This window comes from Paenibacillus sp. Y301 (assembly GCF_059445505.1).
The window spans coordinates 364,708-382,556 of the sequence record NZ_JCAIUL010000004.1 but is presented as its reverse complement, the minus strand read 5'-3'; the positions used below and the strand labels follow the sequence as shown (position 1 = coordinate 382,556).

23 protein-coding genes and 1 rRNA gene are annotated in these 17,849 nt (G+C 40.9%); 3 read left to right on the top strand and 21 right to left on the bottom strand.

The features are described 5' to 3' along the window. Both AC1D69_RS10310 and AC1D69_RS10305 read right to left on the bottom strand, forming a co-directional pair. Positions 1-348: ribosomal RNA gene (locus AC1D69_RS10310) — 16S ribosomal RNA — on the bottom strand; the annotation flags it as partial. A gap of 493 nt (positions 349-841) precedes the next feature. Then, complete coding sequence (locus AC1D69_RS10305; RefSeq protein ID WP_495456046.1) at positions 842-1,714, bottom strand: nucleotidyltransferase-like protein; 873 nt, start codon at positions 1,712-1,714, stop codon at positions 842-844. 125 nt (positions 1,715-1,839) lie between these two features. On the opposite strand from AC1D69_RS10305, the gene AC1D69_RS10300 reads away from it, so the two are divergent. Further along, positions 1,840-2,217 (top strand): YgzB family protein, encoded by a 378-nt coding sequence (locus AC1D69_RS10300; RefSeq protein WP_495456045.1) that lies wholly within the window; start codon positions 1,840-1,842, stop codon positions 2,215-2,217. A 127-nt stretch (positions 2,218-2,344) separates the two neighbouring features. Here AC1D69_RS10300 and AC1D69_RS10295 read toward each other — a convergent pair whose 3' ends face one another. The 16 genes from AC1D69_RS10295 to sigY form a co-directional block, all read right to left on the bottom strand. Beyond that, entirely contained in the window at positions 2,345-4,057 is a 1,713-nt protein-coding gene (locus AC1D69_RS10295) for a glycosyl hydrolase family 18 protein (protein ID WP_495456044.1), read from the bottom strand. A 108-nt stretch (positions 4,058-4,165) separates the two neighbouring features. Beyond that, on the bottom strand, positions 4,166-4,591 hold the full coding sequence (perR, locus tag AC1D69_RS10290) for a peroxide-responsive transcriptional repressor PerR (protein WP_495456043.1): 426 nt from the start codon (positions 4,589-4,591) through the stop codon (positions 4,166-4,168). A gap of 126 nt (positions 4,592-4,717) precedes the next feature. Then, the gene (locus AC1D69_RS10285) at positions 4,718-5,989 is read right to left on the bottom strand and encodes a DUF4097 family beta strand repeat-containing protein (RefSeq protein WP_495456042.1); all 1,272 of its coding nucleotides are present in this window, start codon (positions 5,987-5,989) and stop codon (positions 4,718-4,720) included. Positions 5,990-6,007: 18 nt separating this feature from the next. Continuing rightward, positions 6,008-6,610, bottom strand: coding sequence for a hypothetical protein (locus AC1D69_RS10280; protein ID WP_495456041.1), 603 nt, complete (start codon positions 6,608-6,610; stop codon positions 6,008-6,010). Positions 6,611-6,891: 281 nt separating this feature from the next. Beyond that, on the bottom strand, positions 6,892-7,605 hold the full coding sequence (locus tag AC1D69_RS10275; RefSeq protein ID WP_495456040.1) for an MgtC/SapB family protein: 714 nt from the start codon (positions 7,603-7,605) through the stop codon (positions 6,892-6,894). A gap of 56 nt (positions 7,606-7,661) precedes the next feature. Beyond that, a complete protein-coding gene (locus AC1D69_RS10270) occupies positions 7,662-8,120 on the bottom strand; it encodes a GNAT family N-acetyltransferase (RefSeq protein WP_495456039.1) in 459 nt (152 codons plus the stop codon). 94 nt (positions 8,121-8,214) lie between these two features. Next, on the bottom strand, positions 8,215-9,654 hold the full coding sequence (gene gatB, locus AC1D69_RS10265; protein WP_495456038.1) for an Asp-tRNA(Asn)/Glu-tRNA(Gln) amidotransferase subunit GatB: 1,440 nt from the start codon (positions 9,652-9,654) through the stop codon (positions 8,215-8,217). Positions 9,655-9,685: 31 nt separating this feature from the next. Continuing rightward, positions 9,686-11,143 carry an Asp-tRNA(Asn)/Glu-tRNA(Gln) amidotransferase subunit GatA gene (gene gatA / locus AC1D69_RS10260; protein ID WP_495456037.1) on the bottom strand — a complete coding sequence of 486 codons (1,458 nt, stop codon included), beginning with the start codon at positions 11,141-11,143 and terminating at the stop codon, positions 9,686-9,688. 30 nt (positions 11,144-11,173) lie between these two features. After that, complete coding sequence (gene gatC, locus AC1D69_RS10255; RefSeq protein WP_495456036.1) at positions 11,174-11,461, bottom strand: Asp-tRNA(Asn)/Glu-tRNA(Gln) amidotransferase subunit GatC; 288 nt, start codon at positions 11,459-11,461, stop codon at positions 11,174-11,176. Positions 11,462-11,624: 163 nt separating this feature from the next. After that, positions 11,625-12,008, bottom strand: a complete 384-nt coding sequence (locus AC1D69_RS10250; protein ID WP_495456035.1) for an ATPase — start codon at positions 12,006-12,008, stop codon at positions 11,625-11,627. Between the two features lie 89 nt (positions 12,009-12,097). Further along, entirely contained in the window at positions 12,098-12,877 is a 780-nt protein-coding gene (locus tag AC1D69_RS10245; protein ID WP_495456034.1) for an ABC transporter permease, read from the bottom strand. After that, entirely contained in the window at positions 12,874-13,791 is a 918-nt protein-coding gene (locus AC1D69_RS10240) for an ABC transporter ATP-binding protein (protein WP_495456033.1), read from the bottom strand. Before AC1D69_RS10240 ends, AC1D69_RS10245 begins: the two co-directional genes overlap by 4 nt. Then, the gene (locus AC1D69_RS10235; protein ID WP_495456032.1) at positions 13,791-13,988 is read right to left on the bottom strand and encodes a PLD nuclease N-terminal domain-containing protein; all 198 of its coding nucleotides are present in this window, start codon (positions 13,986-13,988) and stop codon (positions 13,791-13,793) included. Before AC1D69_RS10235 ends, AC1D69_RS10240 begins: the two co-directional genes overlap by 1 nt. A 1-nt stretch (position 13,989) precedes the next feature. Then, positions 13,990-14,214 carry a sigmaY antisigma factor component gene (locus AC1D69_RS10230; protein ID WP_495456031.1) on the bottom strand — a complete coding sequence of 75 codons (225 nt, stop codon included), beginning with the start codon at positions 14,212-14,214 and terminating at the stop codon, positions 13,990-13,992. Further along, a complete protein-coding gene (locus tag AC1D69_RS10225; protein ID WP_495456030.1) occupies positions 14,211-14,552 on the bottom strand; it encodes a YxlC family protein in 342 nt (113 codons plus the stop codon). Before AC1D69_RS10225 ends, AC1D69_RS10230 begins: the two co-directional genes overlap by 4 nt. 2 nt (positions 14,553-14,554) lie before the next feature. After that, positions 14,555-15,076, bottom strand: coding sequence for an RNA polymerase sigma factor SigY (gene sigY, locus AC1D69_RS10220; RefSeq protein WP_495456078.1), 522 nt, complete (start codon positions 15,074-15,076; stop codon positions 14,555-14,557). Between the two features lie 149 nt (positions 15,077-15,225). Between sigY and AC1D69_RS10215 the strand changes: the two genes are divergently transcribed. Continuing rightward, positions 15,226-15,405 carry a hypothetical protein gene (locus tag AC1D69_RS10215; RefSeq protein ID WP_495456029.1) on the top strand — a complete coding sequence of 60 codons (180 nt, stop codon included), beginning with the start codon at positions 15,226-15,228 and terminating at the stop codon, positions 15,403-15,405. A 157-nt stretch (positions 15,406-15,562) separates the two neighbouring features. Here the strand turns inward: AC1D69_RS10215 and AC1D69_RS10210 are convergent, their stop codons facing one another. Genes AC1D69_RS10210 through uptA form a run of 3 tightly spaced genes read right to left on the bottom strand, consistent with a single transcriptional unit; the run spans position 15,563 to position 17,351 of the window. Next, positions 15,563-16,186, bottom strand: coding sequence for an MBL fold metallo-hydrolase (locus tag AC1D69_RS10210; RefSeq protein ID WP_495456028.1), 624 nt, complete (start codon positions 16,184-16,186; stop codon positions 15,563-15,565). Between the two features lie 5 nt (positions 16,187-16,191). Beyond that, on the bottom strand, positions 16,192-16,758 hold the full coding sequence (locus AC1D69_RS10205; protein ID WP_495456027.1) for a thioredoxin family protein: 567 nt from the start codon (positions 16,756-16,758) through the stop codon (positions 16,192-16,194). Further along, positions 16,755-17,351 (bottom strand): undecaprenyl phosphate transporter UptA, encoded by a 597-nt coding sequence (gene uptA / locus AC1D69_RS10200; protein ID WP_495456077.1) that lies wholly within the window; start codon positions 17,349-17,351, stop codon positions 16,755-16,757. The genes AC1D69_RS10205 and uptA overlap by 4 nt, the downstream gene beginning before the upstream one ends. A gap of 183 nt (positions 17,352-17,534) precedes the next feature. On the opposite strand from uptA, the gene AC1D69_RS10195 reads away from it, so the two are divergent. Then, positions 17,535-17,849: a dehydrogenase gene (locus tag AC1D69_RS10195; protein WP_495456026.1), complete on the top strand. Its 315-nt coding sequence runs from the start codon at positions 17,535-17,537 to the stop codon at positions 17,847-17,849.

Here is a 17,849-nt window from a genome sequence, read left to right as displayed (position 1 = left end):
TGGGCCGTGTCTCAGTCCCAGTGTGGCCGTTCACCCTCTCAGGTCGGCTACGCATCGTCGCCTTGGTGAGCCGTTACCTCACCAACTAGCTAATGCGCCGCAGGCCCATCTGTAAGTGGCAGATTGCTCCGCCTTTCAGTATCTCCTCATGAGAGGAAACAAATTATCCGGTATTAGCTACCGTTTCCGGTAGTTATCCCAGTCTTACAGGCAGGTTACCTACGTGTTACTCACCCGTCCGCCGCTAAGTTGTTTTGGAAGCAAGCTTCCAAAACAACTCCGCTCGACTTGCATGTATTAGGCACGCCGCCAGCGTTCGTCCTGAGCCAGGATCAAACTCTCCAAATTATATTGATTTCAAATCAGCTTTGCAGTGATTTGGAATCAATTTAGAAAGAGCGATATGCTCATTTAAAACAAACTGACGAGAAATTACTTTCTCTATCAAATGATTTCTCATTTGTTTTGACTTCACTTTCGTGAAATCTACTCACTCGTTGTTCAGTTTTCAAAGACCAATTTGTTCATTTTGTTGTTACCAGTTGTTCTCGGCGACAACTTCTATAATATATCATGCTCGCCGCCATTTCGTCAAGAAGTTTTTTTCAATTTCTTTTTCAACGACTGATTACTGACTTGTAATCTGTGTCTCCTGTTTAATGGGGCGAGATATAATTTAACACAGAAACTATAGCAGAGTCAAATTTAATTTAAACAAAAAATATATGTTAAAAAAATCCTAATTCGTCTATTCATTAATAGTTTCTGCTAATAACAGATTGATGTGCTTTTATACAAAAAAAATAAGGAAAAGTATATTAACTCTTCCTCGAAGTCAGCTTCATATTATACTATATAGGATATCTTGGTTACTATGTGATTTCACTTCGTTCCCAATCTTCACTTCTTTAATAATCGATCGATATACTAACTTACGGAGTACAAGTGGTAGTTCTGCACCCATGATGTCTAATTCCGGATGTTGAATCAAGTCTTCTATACTCCATGGTTTTGTGCGACTGCCCATTACTTTTATGAGTAAAACGGAACACTCAGCCATTTTGGATATTACGGAAAACTCACAACCCAAGAGTACCAACTCGACTCGTTGCTTCAATGTTTCTTGGCTGACCGTTAATTCTTCATATAGTTTATGCACAGCTGTTTTTAATCCGCGTACTTGTTCCCATACATTAGCCTGAGGGCGAATCCCTCTTTCAATTAATTCAATTCGTGCCCAATGATGAAGGGATTGTATTACGCTATGGTAAGCATCCATAATATGACCTTCGTTCATATAACGTTTAGCTTCTAAGTATAAGCACAGAAATCGTGAGAACTCCAAGAACATTTCTTGATCACGAAGGGGTTGCTTAAATTCCTCAAATTCTAAACAAAGATTCGCTAGACATCCATCCGTATCCAATACGATATCACCCTCTAACAAGCATTTGACTATATCACTTTTCTCACCTGCTATGAGCCAACGTCTAAGTAATCTCAAGCTTACATATAACACCTGGCAACGTTTCCCCCCGAACATAACATGTTTGACTATGCTCTGCTCTGAGCTTTGTACTACTAACAATAATAGTTCAAAATCATGAAAAAGAGGGCCTTGGAATTTATGATCATGTTGTTGGTACACGATTGCTCCTAGGGTTTCTTCATCAAATGCCTCTTTATACTGTAAATACAGGTTTGATAATTCCACGATTCCCTCCATACATTCCTTGGCGAAAAAATGCCATTTCAGTTATACTATATTTCTACATGAGAATACGAGTTCCTTCTTAGAAAATGAATTATATTATTCTATAGGTTAGGGTGAACATAACCATGATGTTTAAGTCCGCAAAAATTAATGCATTCCGTACATGGGGGCTATTATTAACGATGATTGGCATGGGACTTATGATCCTAGGAACAGCAGGTATCGTGTTCTGGGGGCACTCCGGTAAAGCCTTTGCTGCAATAGGTCTTGTCATCGGTCTGATTGCCATGGTAGGAAGTCTTGGTATTTACTTCTGGGCTGGTATGCTATCTACAAGTGCCATCCAGATCCAGTGTCCACAATGTAGTAAGTTAACAAAAGTGTTAGGTCAAACCGACCGCTGCATGTTCTGCAGAACTATACTGACATTGGATCCAAAAATCGCCAATATCACTGCTGAAGAGTTGGAGAAGGAAATTACCCAACAATCTTTCAAAGGATAGCGTGATACGAATTTTTTCTATTATTACAATAAAACCGGCTCTCCTTAAAAGGATGCCGGTTTTATTGTGAAATTATACTTAGGTATGATGATAATGATGTCAATAAACGTAATACATACATTCCTCTTTAAGGATTAATCGACTTAAGAACTTCCCACGCTTTTTTATTAGCGAAGCTTCGATTCCATGAACCGATCCCTCCGAGCTCCAAAGTCTTAGCTAACTCTACTCTCGATTTCAAAGATACTTCGTCTTCAATCCATATCTTCTTAAGTACATTCTCTTCCTTATACTCAACGTAATTCTGCTTAGGACTCTCTAAATAAGTGGGTTTCAGCTTCTTCGTCTTTATAATGTCAGCTACAGAATCCATACTTAAGGCTTTAGAACTAACCTTCGTTTCTCCATCTTTAATCTCTTCACTCCATACGCGCGTATACAAAGGAATGCCAAGAATTAGCTTCTCTGGAGGCACCTTATCTTCCAATAGGATACGTTGCATTGACGACTTCACCCAAGGGAGTGATGCAACTGAACCTGCTACTGGGCTTGATGCCCAATGCTCATCATAAGCCATTACAATAAGAAAATCTGTAACTTCTGCTAGTGCTTGTCTATCTAAAAAAAGAGACCACATTTCACTTTTTGATTTAGGTGTTACGTCTATCGATACAATGAGTCCTTTAGCTTCCGCAAGTGGTTTCAATTCACGTACAAACTGAGTGATGTTATTGCCATCTTTCGTATACACATTCTCGAAATCAAGATTGATACCATCCAATTCATATAAATCTGCATACTGTAACATCTGTTTGATAATGTTTATTCTACTTACAAAGCTACTCATTGCTTTAGATGTCAGATCGGGTTCAAAACTATTGCTAAGAAGTCCCCATACCTCCATGTTCTGTTTATGTGCCCATTTGACATACTCCAGATCTGCTTGGCTTCGTACATTTCCTTCTCCATCAATCATACTGAACCAAGTAGGACTTAGTACGTTAACGCCTGGAAGTTTTCCAATGGATTCAGGAGTAGGCTTCTTCTGGTATACAGCTTCCCATACCAGATTAACCTTTTTCCCTTTCCAACTTCTCTCCGCACGTGTAGGTGATGGAGTAGGCGATGCTACTATTTTGCTCTCTCCCATAACTACATTAGCCTTCTTGATATATCCTGTATAACCGTTATCCAATTGTACATAGTACCAATCTTCTTTCGTCTCCCATACCCTTAATTCAGTCCCATGAGGTACATCTGAAATAATAGGAGCATGGATCGAATCTTCTTTACGCATCGCGATTGTGTTATCTTCCTTACTCGCCTTGACCGTTCCCATTGGGATACTTTCTCCCGCTTTCATAAGTATAACGGCACCTGTGTTGGTATCCTCATGCACAGCCAATCCGTATAGTTCTTTTAGTAGGCCTATAGGTAGGTACATTATGCCATCTGACTCTTCAGGAGCAACTCGGAGCTGAGTAGGTTCATTGTTTATTTCGGCTTTCGTCTGATCTGTAGTCAAATAAACTAACTTCTCCAAAGTTGTAATAATGATGGATTCTGTCTCCGATTCATATTGGATATGAGGATCTATTTCCTCCTGTAACATCGGTAATGGAAGTTTTAAATCTTCACCCGTCCCCAAAGCGGAGTATTCAAGTAATTCACCTTTCACAAAAATGGGACTACCCTTCCCTTTCCAATCAGGTTCTACATGCTGGGTGTTAGGAGCAATTTGCGTATATGCATAATACCCAGCTATCAAAATTAGACAACCAATCAAAAATGGACCGACTCGCCTTTTTCTCATCGTACTGTGACTTTGTTTTCTTCTCATCAACCTATAAACCCTCCGTAAACCCATGATTGTGAAATCTTAGAATAAAAAATAAAACATGAAGAATCCTTCTAGGAATCCACATGTTTTATAACGCTTCTTACTACCTTAATGTTTCTTGCACTTTTCACAGACTCCGTAAAGTTCCATTCTTAATCCTTTTACTTGAAAACCTGTTGCCTCTTCTGCTACGTGTTCTACATCAACCAATGAAGGATACATGAAATCCTCAATTTTACCACACTCTTCACAAATCACATGGTAGTGCTCCGACACATTCGCGTCAAAACGACTTGATGAATCGCCGTATGTCAGTTCACGAACCATTCCAGACTCCATAAACATCTTTAAATTATTATAGACTGTTGCTACACTCATACTAGGGAACCTAGGTTCTAAAGCACGGTATATCTCATCAGCTGTAGGATGAGTCATGGATTCCATTAAGAAGTCTAAAATCGCATGGCGTTGGGGTGTGATCCGGACACCGGTCGTTTTCAATTGTTCCAATGCATGTTGAACTCTTGTTCCCATCTATCCTGCCACCTTTATAACATCTAGATTAGTATCATTATTATTATATTACGGTTATTATCTGATAATTGTCAACGATAGGCCTTCCTCTAAATCCTAGTTATAGAAATATTATAAGGCATTCATTCAAAAGCTATTCACATTTAAATCGCTATTTCCCTCTACACGAATGTCATATTCGCCTTCTCCAACGGTTCCGTAAATGGTTTTATTTTCAATTGTAAATGCCGGTATAGAAGAAATAATATTGCCAAATGCAATGGAGCCTTTTAATTTATAATTTGCTTCTAATGGTAAATGTAGATTCATGACACCCACAGCACTATAGATATCCCAATCTCCGCCGATCTGATGAGAATACACGGTGATCCCACCATTAAGAGATTCAATCTTCAATTTCTTTTCAGGTTGACTTGCGTATATATTCCCATTCTTCGTCCTGATATCGACATCGTTGTGCGCACGTATAGCCGATATATTACCCACCTGTGTCGATAACTTGAGTGTACCAGATATATCTGTAGCTTCCATATTACCTTGGCTTGAGGTGATTTCAACATTCCCTTCAACCTTAACCGTTCGAACGATACCGTTTGAAGTCTCACCTTTAACGTTTCCTAACACATTATATAGTTCTAACTTCCCGTTAGCACTTTTCAATGAGATATTCTCAATGGCATTTACATTCACAAGTTTGATATTGCCATTCATCGTTTGAACTTCTAAATTGAAACGTCTATTCTCTGGAAGTGCAATGTCGAGATTCATCCTAGGTTGCCGTTTACCCGACTGCCCATAGGCTTTCCCTGATGCTATAATATTAATAGTCTTACCTTCAGTAACCTCAAGTAATGACTGTTCAAATACATCCTCTCTTTCAGGACCTGTAATCTGATCAATCCATACTTTAGTGGAAACTTGTATATTATCAATGGGTTCACGATGTAACAAAATATCACCGTTTATATTATTAATTTTGATATTCTCACTGTCTAGGGCCACGGGTATGACTTGATCCTCTTTATTAAATTCTGCTCCGTCTTGTTCGCTGTAGTCTACTGCCGAAGCAGTCAGGTTCAGACTCACTTTATTCCACAAATATAAATAGTGCTCTTGTTGAGTCACAATGAATACACTAGCGGTTAAAAGAATGGATAAGGAAAGACCTTTAACATCAAGGCGGATCCTAGATCCATTGCCTTTTTCAGATCTCCTCAATAAATAGATAAGAATGGATTCAACTCCCCACATGATCGCTATGAGAGGCCACCATTTAAGCAAAAGAAGCATGTATTCACTCCCTTGCACTTCATCTATGATCAACAACGTTCCTGTTATCATTAATAAAAGTGCTGCCGTATAGCGTCCCACACGAATTCTGTGCTGTTTACCATTCACTCTCATCCCTCCCTTTTCCTAAGTAGAGCTTTTCTTTCTTTGAATTACAACTTCTCTAACGATTAGTACGAAACCAATAGCGACTATTCCACATGCGATGCTTATTTGTCCATAACGTTCAATATATAACCCTAGCCAACTAGGCTTCTGATGAAATAAGGTTAAGATAATCCCACCCATCACAAGTAAAATACCGAAGGAGATACTTCCTTCACCCGCAAAAGGGTTATGACGTCTTTGACCTGTTCCATCAGTCACATCTAAATCTTCTTTTAGACGTCGAGTAATCGTATAATCTGCTGCTTGAAGCACATCGTAAAGATTATAGAAATAAGAAATAGGAATCATTAGTCCCAAAATAATCAAGAAAGGTACATTGATATGCATCCCTGTAGATGAAAAATATAGCAAAGCTGAGCAATCTAATATAAGAGCAAAGATAAAAGATATCCCTTTTTTAAATAACCCTAAATATATATGTCCCAAACCAGGTAAAAGTGCTGCTAACAACCCTGCTACAAACTTACGTTTACGCGTGACAAATCTCCTTGAACGCTTTGTAGGTTGATGCTGTTTCAAGGGTTCATTCATTGTGGATGATTTCTGTTGCAAGAGGTCCATCTTTAGTATCCCTCCTTTGCCTAATACTGTTCTAAAGATAATTTAGATAATACCTCATTACGTACTTATAGTAACTGGTAAACAATTGGGTACTGTATATTTACCCACCAAGTAAAACAAGCATCCACGACAAATGACCTCGCCATCCTATAGCGGCGAAGAAACGTTTAGCATTGAAATATAAGCCTATTTAGAAGCAAAAATAATTATCATTTGTGCTATTTATATAAAAACGGGTACGTTCCCAAAGGAATGTACCCGCTTATTCATTAGGAATCCATTTATTCTAAGGATATCATCGTTACCCCAACTAAACTCTGGATTTTGTACGATATATAGATGGGATCAAAAGTACGTTTAATTAAGACATGCATCGTAAGTTCAATCGTCGTCCCTGGAGGCTGTAACTCTCCATAAGGTGCCGTGTTACGTTCGTTCACAATACATTTCTTGATCGTAAAGCCCTCTTCTTTAAAAAGCGTAGAGACATCGTCAAGAAAACCGGGAGAGCTTGTGGCGTGAATGGTCACGATGTGCAACTTATTTCCTTTAATATATCGTTGCTCGATTTTGTTGAACAATATCAATGTCAATAAAATTAAGACCGTAGCTGTTATAGCAGCAAAGTTAAATCCAGCACCCACAGAAAGTCCTAGTGCAGCTACAACCCAGACTGATGCAGCTGTTGTTAGTCCCGTAATGGATTTCCCAGTAAATAGAATAGTTCCTGCCCCTAGAAATCCAATACCAGTAATAACAGCTGATGCTAGCCGCGCTGGATCCATACGAATATTCGTTTCATTTGCGAATTCTGCGAATCCATAAATGGAGAGCATCATAATAAGAGTCGAACCCAAACACACCAGAATATGTGTGCGTAGTCCTGCCGCTCGGTTAGAACTTTCTCTCTCTAATCCGATAAGTCCACCTAACAGCATGGATAATAGTAACCGAAGGAAAATATGAAGATTATCGATTAACCAAGGATTATTCACACGTAGCCCTCCCTTAAGAAAATAAAGATCAACTATTTATGAGGAATAGGAAGAAGTTACTGATGTCTATGAAAGGTAGTCAATTCAACACCTGGCGCAACTTCATAGGTATCGAAAGGAATAAAGCCATACTTTAGATATAACGTAAACGCTGGAGCATTCCGTTTGCCTGTAGAAACGATAAATAATGGAACGTCAGTATGGGAATCAAGAACGTATTGAATCAATCTGCTTGCAATCCCTTTACGGAAATGAGAGGGGTGTACCATCATTCGAGTGATCATCATTGTTCCTGGAGTCTCGCTACTTATGGCTATAGCTCCTTCTAGTACACCGTCTTCATCTACTTCACCATAGAAAGTCTCGCCGCATTGACTAAGTGTCTCTGTGGTGTCCAATAGCGGAGGAATATCGTTAAATCCGATAATCTCGGCTTCTAATCGATAAGCAACTTGCTGTAACCGCCATATTTGGTGAACAACATCTTCATCAGTTAATACAAGTTCTATGATCATACTTCATTCTCCATTCCAAAAACATGGTAGCTACCTCCGTATTTATAGACAAAAGAGCCTGTCATGATCGACAAGCCCCTAATTGACTTCACGTTTAACGGCTTAGAACATCAATAAGCAGCTTATTGACCAATCCTGGATTTGCCTTACCCTTGCTCTCTTTCATTACTTGCCCCACAAGGAATCCAATTGCCTTCTGTTTACCCGCATTGTAATCTTCTATCGATTGCGGGTTAGCCGCTACGACCTGTTCTACAATACTAAGGATCGCTCCTTCGTCACTGATCTGAACTAGACCTTGTTCCTCAACAATCTGTTGTGGTAATCTCCCCGACTCCAACATCTCTTTAAATACGATTTTGGCGATTTTATTGCTGATCGTTCCTTTCTCAATCAGACCGATCATCTCACCAAGTCCCTGTCCAGAAACCTGTACCCCAGACAGCTCAAGGTTACTGCTATTTAGATATCCTAGCAGATCACCCATAATCCAGTTAGATACAGATTTCGCATCCCCTGTATACTTCAAACTCTCCTCGAAGAAGTCTGCTAAGGGTTTAGATGCTGTAATGACTGCTGCATCATAACTAGGTAAACCATATTGAGACGTATATCGTTCTTTACGAGCATCCGGTAATTCAGGGATCGATGAACGTATACGCTCTTTCCATGCATCATCAATATCCAAGGTCACAAGATCTGGATCTGGGAAATAACGATAGTCATGAGCTTGCTCTTTGCCACGCATGGTAATCGTCTTTCCTTGTCCTTCATCCCATCGTCTTGTTTCCTGGACAACGACTCCACCATCATCCAGAATTTCAGCTTGGCGGAATTCTTCATATTCCATGCCCTTCTGTACACCACGGAATGAGTTCATGTTCTTCAACTCTGCTCTTGTACCGAACTCCTTCTGTCCGTATGGACGAAGACTGATATTGGCATCGCACCGAAGAGAACCCTCTTCCATCTTCACATCAGACACTTCGCAATATTGCATAATGGCTCTGATTTTCTCGAGATATGCACGAGCTTCTTCAGGGGAAGACATCTCTGGCTCAGATACAATTTCAACTAGTGGTGTACCTACGCGGTTAAAGTCCACTAATGATGCATAGCCACCGTCGATATGCGTCAGTTTGCCTGCATCTTCTTCTAGGTGAAGACGAGTGATACCAATTCTCTTGGTCTCTCCGTTCACTTCTATATCAACCCAACCATGTTCACCAATCGGTTGGTCGAATTGGGATATCTGATACGCTTTAGGTGAATCGGGATAGAAATAGTTCTTCCGATCAAACTTACTTCTGTCACCAATCGTACAATTAAGAGCCATGGCTGCTTTCATTGCATAATCCACCGCTTGGCGATTCAATACTGGCAATACGCCGGGATGTCCAAGACAGATAGGACACGTATGGGTGTTCGGTGGTGCTCCGAATTCAGTCGAGCAACCACAGAAAATTTTGGAATTTGTATGTAACTCAACATGGACTTCTAGTCCAATAACTGTTTCATATTTGGATGTAGACACGCCTTATTCCCTCCTTTTCTACGATAGATCGCTACACGTTAGGTCGTTTCGTATGATGATCCGTATTCTGTTCGAAGGCATGCGCTACACGTAGCATTGTAGACTCATCAAATGCCTTACCAATGATTTGCATACCGACTGGCATGCCATCTGCGAAACCACATGGAACACTTACAGCAGGAACACCTGCAAGACTGACCGGAATGGTTAGAATATCATTTAAATACATCGTAAGCGGATTATCTACCTGCGAGCCTAATTTAAAAGCTGTCGTAGGAGCCGTTGGTCCGATGATAATATCATACTTCTCAAATACTTGATCGAAGTCACGTTTGATTAATGTACGTACTTTCTGTGCTTTTAAATAATAGGCATCATAATACCCAGAACTTAAGGCATACGTACCCAACATGATCCGTCGTTTCACTTCTGGACCAAACCCTTGACTACGAGACTCGTGATAAAGATCAAGTAGGTTCGCTGGGTTCTCTGCACGAACGCCATATCGAACACCATCGAATCGCGCCAAATTCGAAGAAGCTTCAGAGGATGCAAGCAAGTAGTAAGTAGCTACTGCATATTCCGTATGTGGTAAGGAAACTTCTTCCCATACTGCACCCAAGCCCTCAAGTACTTTCAAGGCATCCATAATCTTCTCTTTAACTTGAGGATCGACACCTTCACCCATGTATTCCTTCGGTACAGCAATACGAAGCCCTTTGACATCTCCAGTTAAAGCACTTAGATAATCAGGAATAGTCACATTGGCTGATGTTGAATCCATAGAATCATACCCAGCAATAGCCTGTAATACGTAAGCAGAATCTTCAACGTTCTTCGTTATTGGTCCGATCTGATCTAGTGAGGAAGCAAAGGCTACTAATCCAAATCGTGATACCAAACCATACGTTGGCTTCAAGCCTACGACACCACAATATGAAGCAGGCTGGCGAATGGAGCCTCCTGTGTCGGAACCGAGTGTGAAATAAGCTTCACCTGCTGCTACAGAAGCAGCAGAACCACCACTAGAACCACCTGGTACATAGTCTAGATTCCACGGATTACGAACAGGATGGAAACTTGAATTCTCGTTAGATCCGCCCATAGCGAACTCATCCATGTTCAATTTACCAAGGATCACGGAATCGGCATGACGTAGTTTCTTCGTCACAGTAGCATCATAAACAGGGTTAAAGTTGCGAAGGAATTGACTTGCACAAGTCGTACGCAGACCTTCAGTCACGATATTGTCCTTAAGACCCACAGGTAGCCCGAACAGTAATCCCCGCTCCCCGCCTGCATTCAGTTGGTCATCTAGTCTACGTGCTGTAGCTCTTGCCTTCTCTTCATCTAACGTAAGATAAGCCCCAACACGGTTATCACGTTCATGGATCGTCTTGAATGCCTGATCCACCAAATCCGTAGGAGACAATTCTCCGTCATTCATCTTGTTATGTATTTCAGATAATGTATAATCGAACAGGCTCAACTGTAAATCCTCCCTTCCATAATAAGACCCTTATTCCAAAACGGCCGGAACTTTAAATTGTCCATCTTCATCTTCAGGTGCATTAAGGAGTACCTTCTCAATCGGTAAGCTCTCGCGTTGCTCATCCTCACGCATGACGTTGCTAAGATGAAGAACGTGTGTGGTCGGTTCAATACCTTCCGTATCCAATCCATCTAACTTCTCTGCATATTGCAAAATCGCATTCAACTGCTCTGTAAACATTAGCTCTTCCTCCGAGCTTAAGTTAAGTCTCGCAAGCTTGGCCACATGTTGAACATCTTGGCTCGATATATTCATGTAATTTCTATTCCTCCCTATTCTTTCTCAAGTAGTACAGGATTAAAGCCACTGGCCTCAGGATAATGTTTATAATTATAGGATAGAACTTATCACAATTCAATCACATGGAATCAACAACCTTATTCTTATTAGCAAAAAGAGTCGGCATATGCCGACTCTTCTATATCCATGCACGAAGATTTACCTGTTTAATAAATTCTGCCTGGGACAATGCTTCTGTCGAAAGCATCTCGTCTTCTTCAACAGATTCTGGATCGCCGTTCATCACATGATGAAATAGCTCCTCATTATATGTCGCCAATGCGTAATCGATTAGCGCTTCTTGTGTTGTACGCTCAACTTCCTCTTGCATGAGCCTTTCTTCCAGCTCAACATCATCATTAGGTACGAAAAAGTTACGATTCACTTTCGGTACACGAATGACATAATCAAATGCATTATCGGGATTGCGGTCATAAGCAATAATATAACCATATTCACCGATCGGAAGATTCTGCTCAAAGGCGTCCTCGACGATTACAATTTTTTCCCCAATACGTAGCATCGTCTACCTCCTAGATGTCAATAAGATAATCTATAGTCTACTAAAAAAAGATAGTGGTGTCTATGGTAGCTATAAAGATTAACTCGTAACTAGTTGGGAAGTCCCCTTCGTTGGAGGAGACGGGATGCGCCAAGAAGTGAAAGAACAATGATACCCATGGTCATTATTGAGCACATAACGATGGAAGATATGGATACAACATTACCAATCAACGCTTCTGTAGCAAGGCTTGTTAGGCGTGCTGGGCTCCATACCAACCATTTAGGAAGAATGCTGTGCAAAAGTGAAAGTAAGGCTAGAATAGCTATAGTGACGAATGCCGCTGGCGCTCCTCTCAGAATGGTACTAAATAAGAGAGTAATCGTCACCCCTAATATAAGCCAAAGAGCATATAATCCAAATGATAGTAGACCACTCTTCCACGATAAAGCCCCTATCATTTGATAGGTATAGTAGAATGCCGCCACATATCCAACACCAAAGGCAATGAGTAACTGTGTACATAGGGCAAACCACTTAGCTATGATGATAGAAAGAGATGAAATAGGTCGTACCATAATTAATTCTGCAGTTCCCCCATAGCGTTCCCCTGATACACTATTCATACCTGCAAGTACGAGGATTAGAATACCTAGTGTGCTATATTGGCTTAACACTTGAACCATTACCTCCGATGGGGCTGGTGTCGTATACAATGAGAACATCTCTGGTGGGACTCCCCCAGACATTTGCAATATATCCGGCATAAATAGGCTTACAACGGGCTGCATAATTCCTAAGAGGGCAAATACGATGGGAATCCATAGGAGTTTGAAGCTACGGGACATGTCTAGCAGTTCTTTTCGATAAAATATCCATGAGCCTTTCATTGCCCACTCACCACCTTAACAAACATATCCTCTAACGTAGAGCTTCCAGCTTCGAACTTCACAAGAGGAATATGTTTCTCCATAGTTTCTCTTATAAGTTCATCTCTTGCGGATCTCAGATCATGGACTGTTAGTTCCGCAATATCTCCCTTCATCTCGGCCTGTATGACATACGGTTTATCCTTCAACGAATGAAGCCATAATAATGCTTCCTGTTCTCTCTCCACTTGAACGATCACTTGGGGCTGGCGGTACTTCTCTCTTAACGAAGTGAGAGATCCTTGTTCCGCTAATTGTCCTTTGGCCATAACAAGGATATCATCACAAATCTCTTCAGCGTCATGTAGAACATGCGTGGAGAATAAAACGGTTGTCTCTTCCCTGATTTGACGAAGAAGGTTAATCACTTCCCTCCGTCCAATAGGATCAAGGGCAGAGACCGGTTCATCAAGCAATAATAATCTAGGTTCATGAACGAGTGCTTGCGCTAGTCCGAGGCGTTGTTTCATCCCTCCAGAATATCCAGATATCCGACGTTTAGCTGCATCTAGTAATCCAACCTTCGCAAGGACAATATTTGCTCGATCGGCAGCTTCCTTTGGGTTCATACCACTAAGTCCAGCTGCAAACCGAATATATTCTTGGCCGGACATCCAGCCATAAAATGTAGGATGCTGAGGCAAATATCCAAGCCACCTCCGATAATCTGTGACCCCAGGCTGTTCGCCAAAGATGATCTCACCTGACGAAGGTTGAATAAGCCCTGCAAGCATTCGCAAAGTCGTTGTTTTCCCCGCACCATTAGCGCCTAATAAAGCCACACATCTTCCTTGTTCTAGCTGAAAGGTTAATCCTTTAACAGCACTTTCTTTACCGTAACTCTTGGTCAGTCCTGTCACGCTTAGTAAGCCCATTACGCTTCTTTCCTTCCAATAATGAAATAGAGAATGCTGCCAACTATATTTCCACATACAATAATAATGACCCATATCCACTTAGGACCTAGAACCTTTTCAGCTTTAAAAAGAGATATCAACCCAATCACAGCAAGGACAAGCTGTAGAATTAAGATCGGTAGAATTAATGGTAAATAAGCAACTATTTCTTCCATATTAATCGTCCTTTCTTGCATGTGATTTCTTACGTTCATCAGGTAACCGAACGAAAAAGAGGTAAATCAGGATGGGTGTAGGTACATTCATTAACCCCCATATTCCCCAGAACCATCGCCACTTCCCACGTTTACTAGCATCTATAAACATCCATGTTCCTTGTAACAACACAATCGGAACGATGATTACATAAAACCATAAGGGTAGTTCCTTAAGTTCACTCATTCCATTCCCTCTTTTCTCCGCTGAACGAAAAACCGTATAACAATACCAACGGCCACACTAAAACCTATCCCCTGAATAAGCCAAAGACTCCAAGGAGCTGAGTATGCTAATAGCGTGCCACTGCCAAGGACGAATAATGAGACTAACCAGAACAGCAACAACTCCAACACCATCGATTTCCGACGTCTTTTTTGGAAAGTTTCCTTAATATGATCCTTCACCTGTTCTTTGGAGAGCAGCGAAGGATGATCCAGTACATGATCCATTCTATCTAAACTTTGTCTTAGTTCGTTGAGGATCATCTCTTCCTCCGTTCCTTTCTCATCTGTCCAATCCATGGTTATCTCATCTCCTCTCTTAATTGGCGAATACCCACCGCAACTCTTGATTTAACAGTTCCAGAGGGTATGCAGAGCATCTCTCCAATTTCCTCATAGGTATATCCATAGTAATGTTTAAGTAATACAGCTACGCGATGTTCCGTGGTTAGTCGTGCTAACGACTCTAATATATCGTCCCATTCCTCATTCTTGCTCTCAAACTGCCACTTCATCTTACGAATACCTCGCTCCTTAAAGAGCCAACTTTTCTCTCTCTTTTTACGACGCATCTGATCAATATATAGCCTGGTCCCTATCGTCATGAGCCAAGAAGAGAATGAGGAGGAGCCATCATATAAGCGTATTTTCTCGATACAACGGATCATGGTATCTTGTGTAAGATCCTCTGCCATAACTGGATCCATCGTCACTTTGACTAAGTATTTATATATAAAAGCGTAATGTTCATGTATTAGATCCGCTAGAACATCAACATCTCCCTGCTTCGCAAGTTGGATTCTATCTTGTTCCTCTGTCCTCATCTTCCACCCCTCTTCCATCCACGACACATATAATACGAATAGGTTCACCATTTCGTTCATTTCTCTTTCAATACATACAAAAAAGTTCAAATCTATAACGGTGTTTATAAAATGTATTGATTGTCGCAACCGTAGCGGAGATGACGGAATTGTCCTGGAGAAGCGTTAGTGGTCGCCTACAAGCTTTCTGTAGGAAAGCTACTCCGAAAGCATATGCTTTGTACTCTGATTTCTACCGCCAAGCGGTATATAATCAAGAAATCAGAGTACAACAGCGCTCGGAAGGACAATCCGGCATCGTAGCGTCAAGCTACTCAACACTTTTTTAAGCACTTGTTTTAGTTTTGAACAAAAAAATAAAACACGCAAACCGGGATCAATTCCTCAGCTTGCGTGCTTTTTTGGTTTGTAATTCAAATAACTAACAAGATTGTAACCACTTTGTCATCTTTTGTACAGGTAAATATTCCTATTTCAAATCATATGTTACACGTACGGGTTATTAGAACGTTCATAGCCAATCGTTGTCCGTGGGCCATGACCTGGATATACTTTCACTTCATCTTTTAGTGTAAACAACGTATTGTGTATCGAATCAGACAAATCCCGCTCTCTACCCCCATGAAGATCCGTACGTCCTACCCCAAGTCGAAATAATACGTCACCGGAGAAAAGATCGTCTCCAACAAGGAAGCTAACACTTCCGGGAGAATGCCCTGGTGTATGATACACCGCGAATTGATGCCCTATAAGCTCCAATTGTTGTCCTCCAGCTAAATCATACTCCGCAGGATCGGTAGACAATGGTGGTGAAACCTCTGACCACATTAAAGAGCCATTCAATTTAGGCGTTGTAAGCCAATCACTTTCTAAATCATGTAAATAGACCGGACAGCCTTTGAGTTTACGAATCTCGTCGACTCCACCCATATGATCGAAATGGGCATGGGTTAAGAGAATAGCTTCGATCTCCAAGTTCTCAATTTTTCTAATAAGTGCAGCAGGATTCATACCCGGATCTATAATAATGGCCTTGCCCTGTTCTTCATTCGTTAGCAAATAGCAATTCGTCTGTAGGGGACCTAAGGAGTAACTATCCATTTTTAACATCGTTATTATATTCCCGATATCAATTCGCGCAGTTCTTTAAGAATAGCTGCACGGATATCTACTCCTTCTCCATAAGCATCGACCATTTGTGAACGTACAATAGCCATATTCTCGGCATAATCTGCTGCTTCACGATCTGGATTCTCTTGCTTAAAGGCAATCATGTATTGTTGCACATGTTTCGGACGAGGTCCCCAAGACCCTAGAACATGTCCTCCGGTATCTACAAAGATGACTACAGGAACTGATCTTCCGCCCATGGTAAGGAATTCGTCCATCACATCGAAGTTCTCTTCAAGGATCAAGACTTCAGTAGGAATCCCTGCAGTGTCTAGTGCATGGAATACCACCGGTACATTACGCACCACATCTCCACACCAATCCGCAGCCAGAATGAGTACACGTAAATCATCGCGATGATTCAAACTTCCAAAAAATTCGCGTTCTAGAGTACTGTCCCATACGAATTCATCATAGTTGGCTTGGAACGTCTCTTTATTCTTTTGCATGCCGTCTATAAATTGTTGGGGAGAAATCCCGGTTCTAAGCTTATCAGCCAAATTAGTTCTCATAGACTCATCCCTTTCTTCTTGTTTCTAACCCACTTCATAAGGAAATATACAATTAATAAAGCAAGCGCTATTAAGAGAATCGGTGTAATGTAAGGGCCTGCTGTTTCATCAATATTCTCCCACTGTGCTCCTAAGTAATTCCCTAGATATACAAACAAAAATGACCAAGGGATAATTGCCAGAGTCGTTAATGCCGTGAATTTACCTAGATGCATACGAGACATTCCTGCTGGAATTGAAATCGCATGTCGTACAATCGGAATAAATCGTGCTGTGAAGATCACGCCTGCACCATATTTTTGAAACCATGCTTCTGACGCATCGATCTGTTTCTTATGAATGAAAATATATTTCCCATATTTCTCGAGTATAGGTCGACCACCATAACGGCCAATCCAATACACAAATATTTGGGCTATAACTCCGCCAATGACACCAAATAAGACAGCTCCAAAGAAATTAATTTGGCCCGTAAATACAAGGTAACCGCCATAAGCAAGTACAATTTCACTAGGAATAACCTCTACCATCAATCCAATCATGATACCGAAATAACCTAAACTCTGAATCCAATGAAATAACTGATTAACCATTTCTGAAATAAGCTCCACTCTGTCCCCTCTTTCATTATGTATTTTTATAAGCTAATGAATCTCCTATCCTAATTCCTATTCTAGCATAGAGAGGACATCCCTTCTACTTGAGCCCAATTAATGTAATATGGGTGTCTTCCGTCTATCTTCACGCATACGTTGTGGATGAGAGGAGTGAGGATAATGCCCACTAGTCATACGTCAAAAAATGATAGACCCCTTCCAACACCACGTGGGATTCGTAGAGCTTGTAATAAAGAGCTGTACCGTACACTCAAACGAATGAAGACACATATTCCAGAGCCACTGTTAAAACAAGGTGAAGAATATTACTACCGTAAGGTCATCGGAAATCTAATCTGGATTCATGAGAATCATAGCAACCGTAAAATGCAATACCAGTGGTGGGAGCGTGAGGTCAGCGAAGAATTAGCAACAATGTGGCAAGTCGACCACGAGAAGTTGTGTCACGCCTTTCGCGATGCTTTCGGAGGTTAA

Excerpts from the sequence above, each read along its gene's own strand:
- AC1D69_RS10295 (WP_495456044.1), bottom strand. The coding sequence starts at position 4,057 with ATGAGAAGAAAACAAAGTCACAGTACGATGAGAAAAAGGCGAGTCGGT.
- gatC (WP_495456036.1), bottom strand. The coding sequence starts at position 11,461 with ATGAATATATCGAGCCAAGATGTTCAACATGTGGCCAAGCTTGCGAGA.
- AC1D69_RS10250 (WP_495456035.1), bottom strand. The coding sequence starts at position 12,008 with ATGCTACGTATTGGGGAAAAAATTGTAATCGTCGAGGACGCCTTTGAG.
- AC1D69_RS10225 (WP_495456030.1), bottom strand. The coding sequence starts at position 14,552 with ATGGATTGGACAGATGAGAAAGGAACGGAGGAAGAGATGATCCTCAAC.
- AC1D69_RS10230 (WP_495456031.1), bottom strand. The coding sequence starts at position 14,214 with ATGAGTGAACTTAAGGAACTACCCTTATGGTTTTATGTAATCATCGTT.
- AC1D69_RS10300 (WP_495456045.1), top strand. The coding sequence starts at position 1,840 with ATGATGTTTAAGTCCGCAAAAATTAATGCATTCCGTACATGGGGGCTA.
- AC1D69_RS10235 (WP_495456032.1), bottom strand. The coding sequence starts at position 13,988 with ATGGAAGAAATAGTTGCTTATTTACCATTAATTCTACCGATCTTAATT.
- AC1D69_RS10205 (WP_495456027.1), bottom strand. The coding sequence starts at position 16,758 with ATGAGAACTAATTTGGCTGATAAGCTTAGAACCGGGATTTCTCCCCAA.
- uptA (WP_495456077.1), bottom strand. The coding sequence starts at position 17,351 with ATGGTTAATCAGTTATTTCATTGGATTCAGAGTTTAGGTTATTTCGGT.
- AC1D69_RS10280 (WP_495456041.1), bottom strand. The coding sequence starts at position 6,610 with ATGGACCTCTTGCAACAGAAATCATCCACAATGAATGAACCCTTGAAA.
- AC1D69_RS10195 (WP_495456026.1), top strand. The coding sequence starts at position 17,535 with ATGCCCACTAGTCATACGTCAAAAAATGATAGACCCCTTCCAACACCA.
- AC1D69_RS10270 (WP_495456039.1), bottom strand. The coding sequence starts at position 8,120 with ATGATCATAGAACTTGTATTAACTGATGAAGATGTTGTTCACCAAATA.
- sigY (WP_495456078.1), bottom strand. The coding sequence starts at position 15,076 with ATGAGGACAGAGGAACAAGATAGAATCCAACTTGCGAAGCAGGGAGAT.
- AC1D69_RS10240 (WP_495456033.1), bottom strand. The coding sequence starts at position 13,791 with ATGGGCTTACTAAGCGTGACAGGACTGACCAAGAGTTACGGTAAAGAA.
- AC1D69_RS10245 (WP_495456034.1), bottom strand. The coding sequence starts at position 12,877 with ATGAAAGGCTCATGGATATTTTATCGAAAAGAACTGCTAGACATGTCC.
- AC1D69_RS10210 (WP_495456028.1), bottom strand. The coding sequence starts at position 16,186 with ATGTTAAAAATGGATAGTTACTCCTTAGGTCCCCTACAGACGAATTGC.
- perR (WP_495456043.1), bottom strand. The coding sequence starts at position 4,591 with ATGGGAACAAGAGTTCAACATGCATTGGAACAATTGAAAACGACCGGT.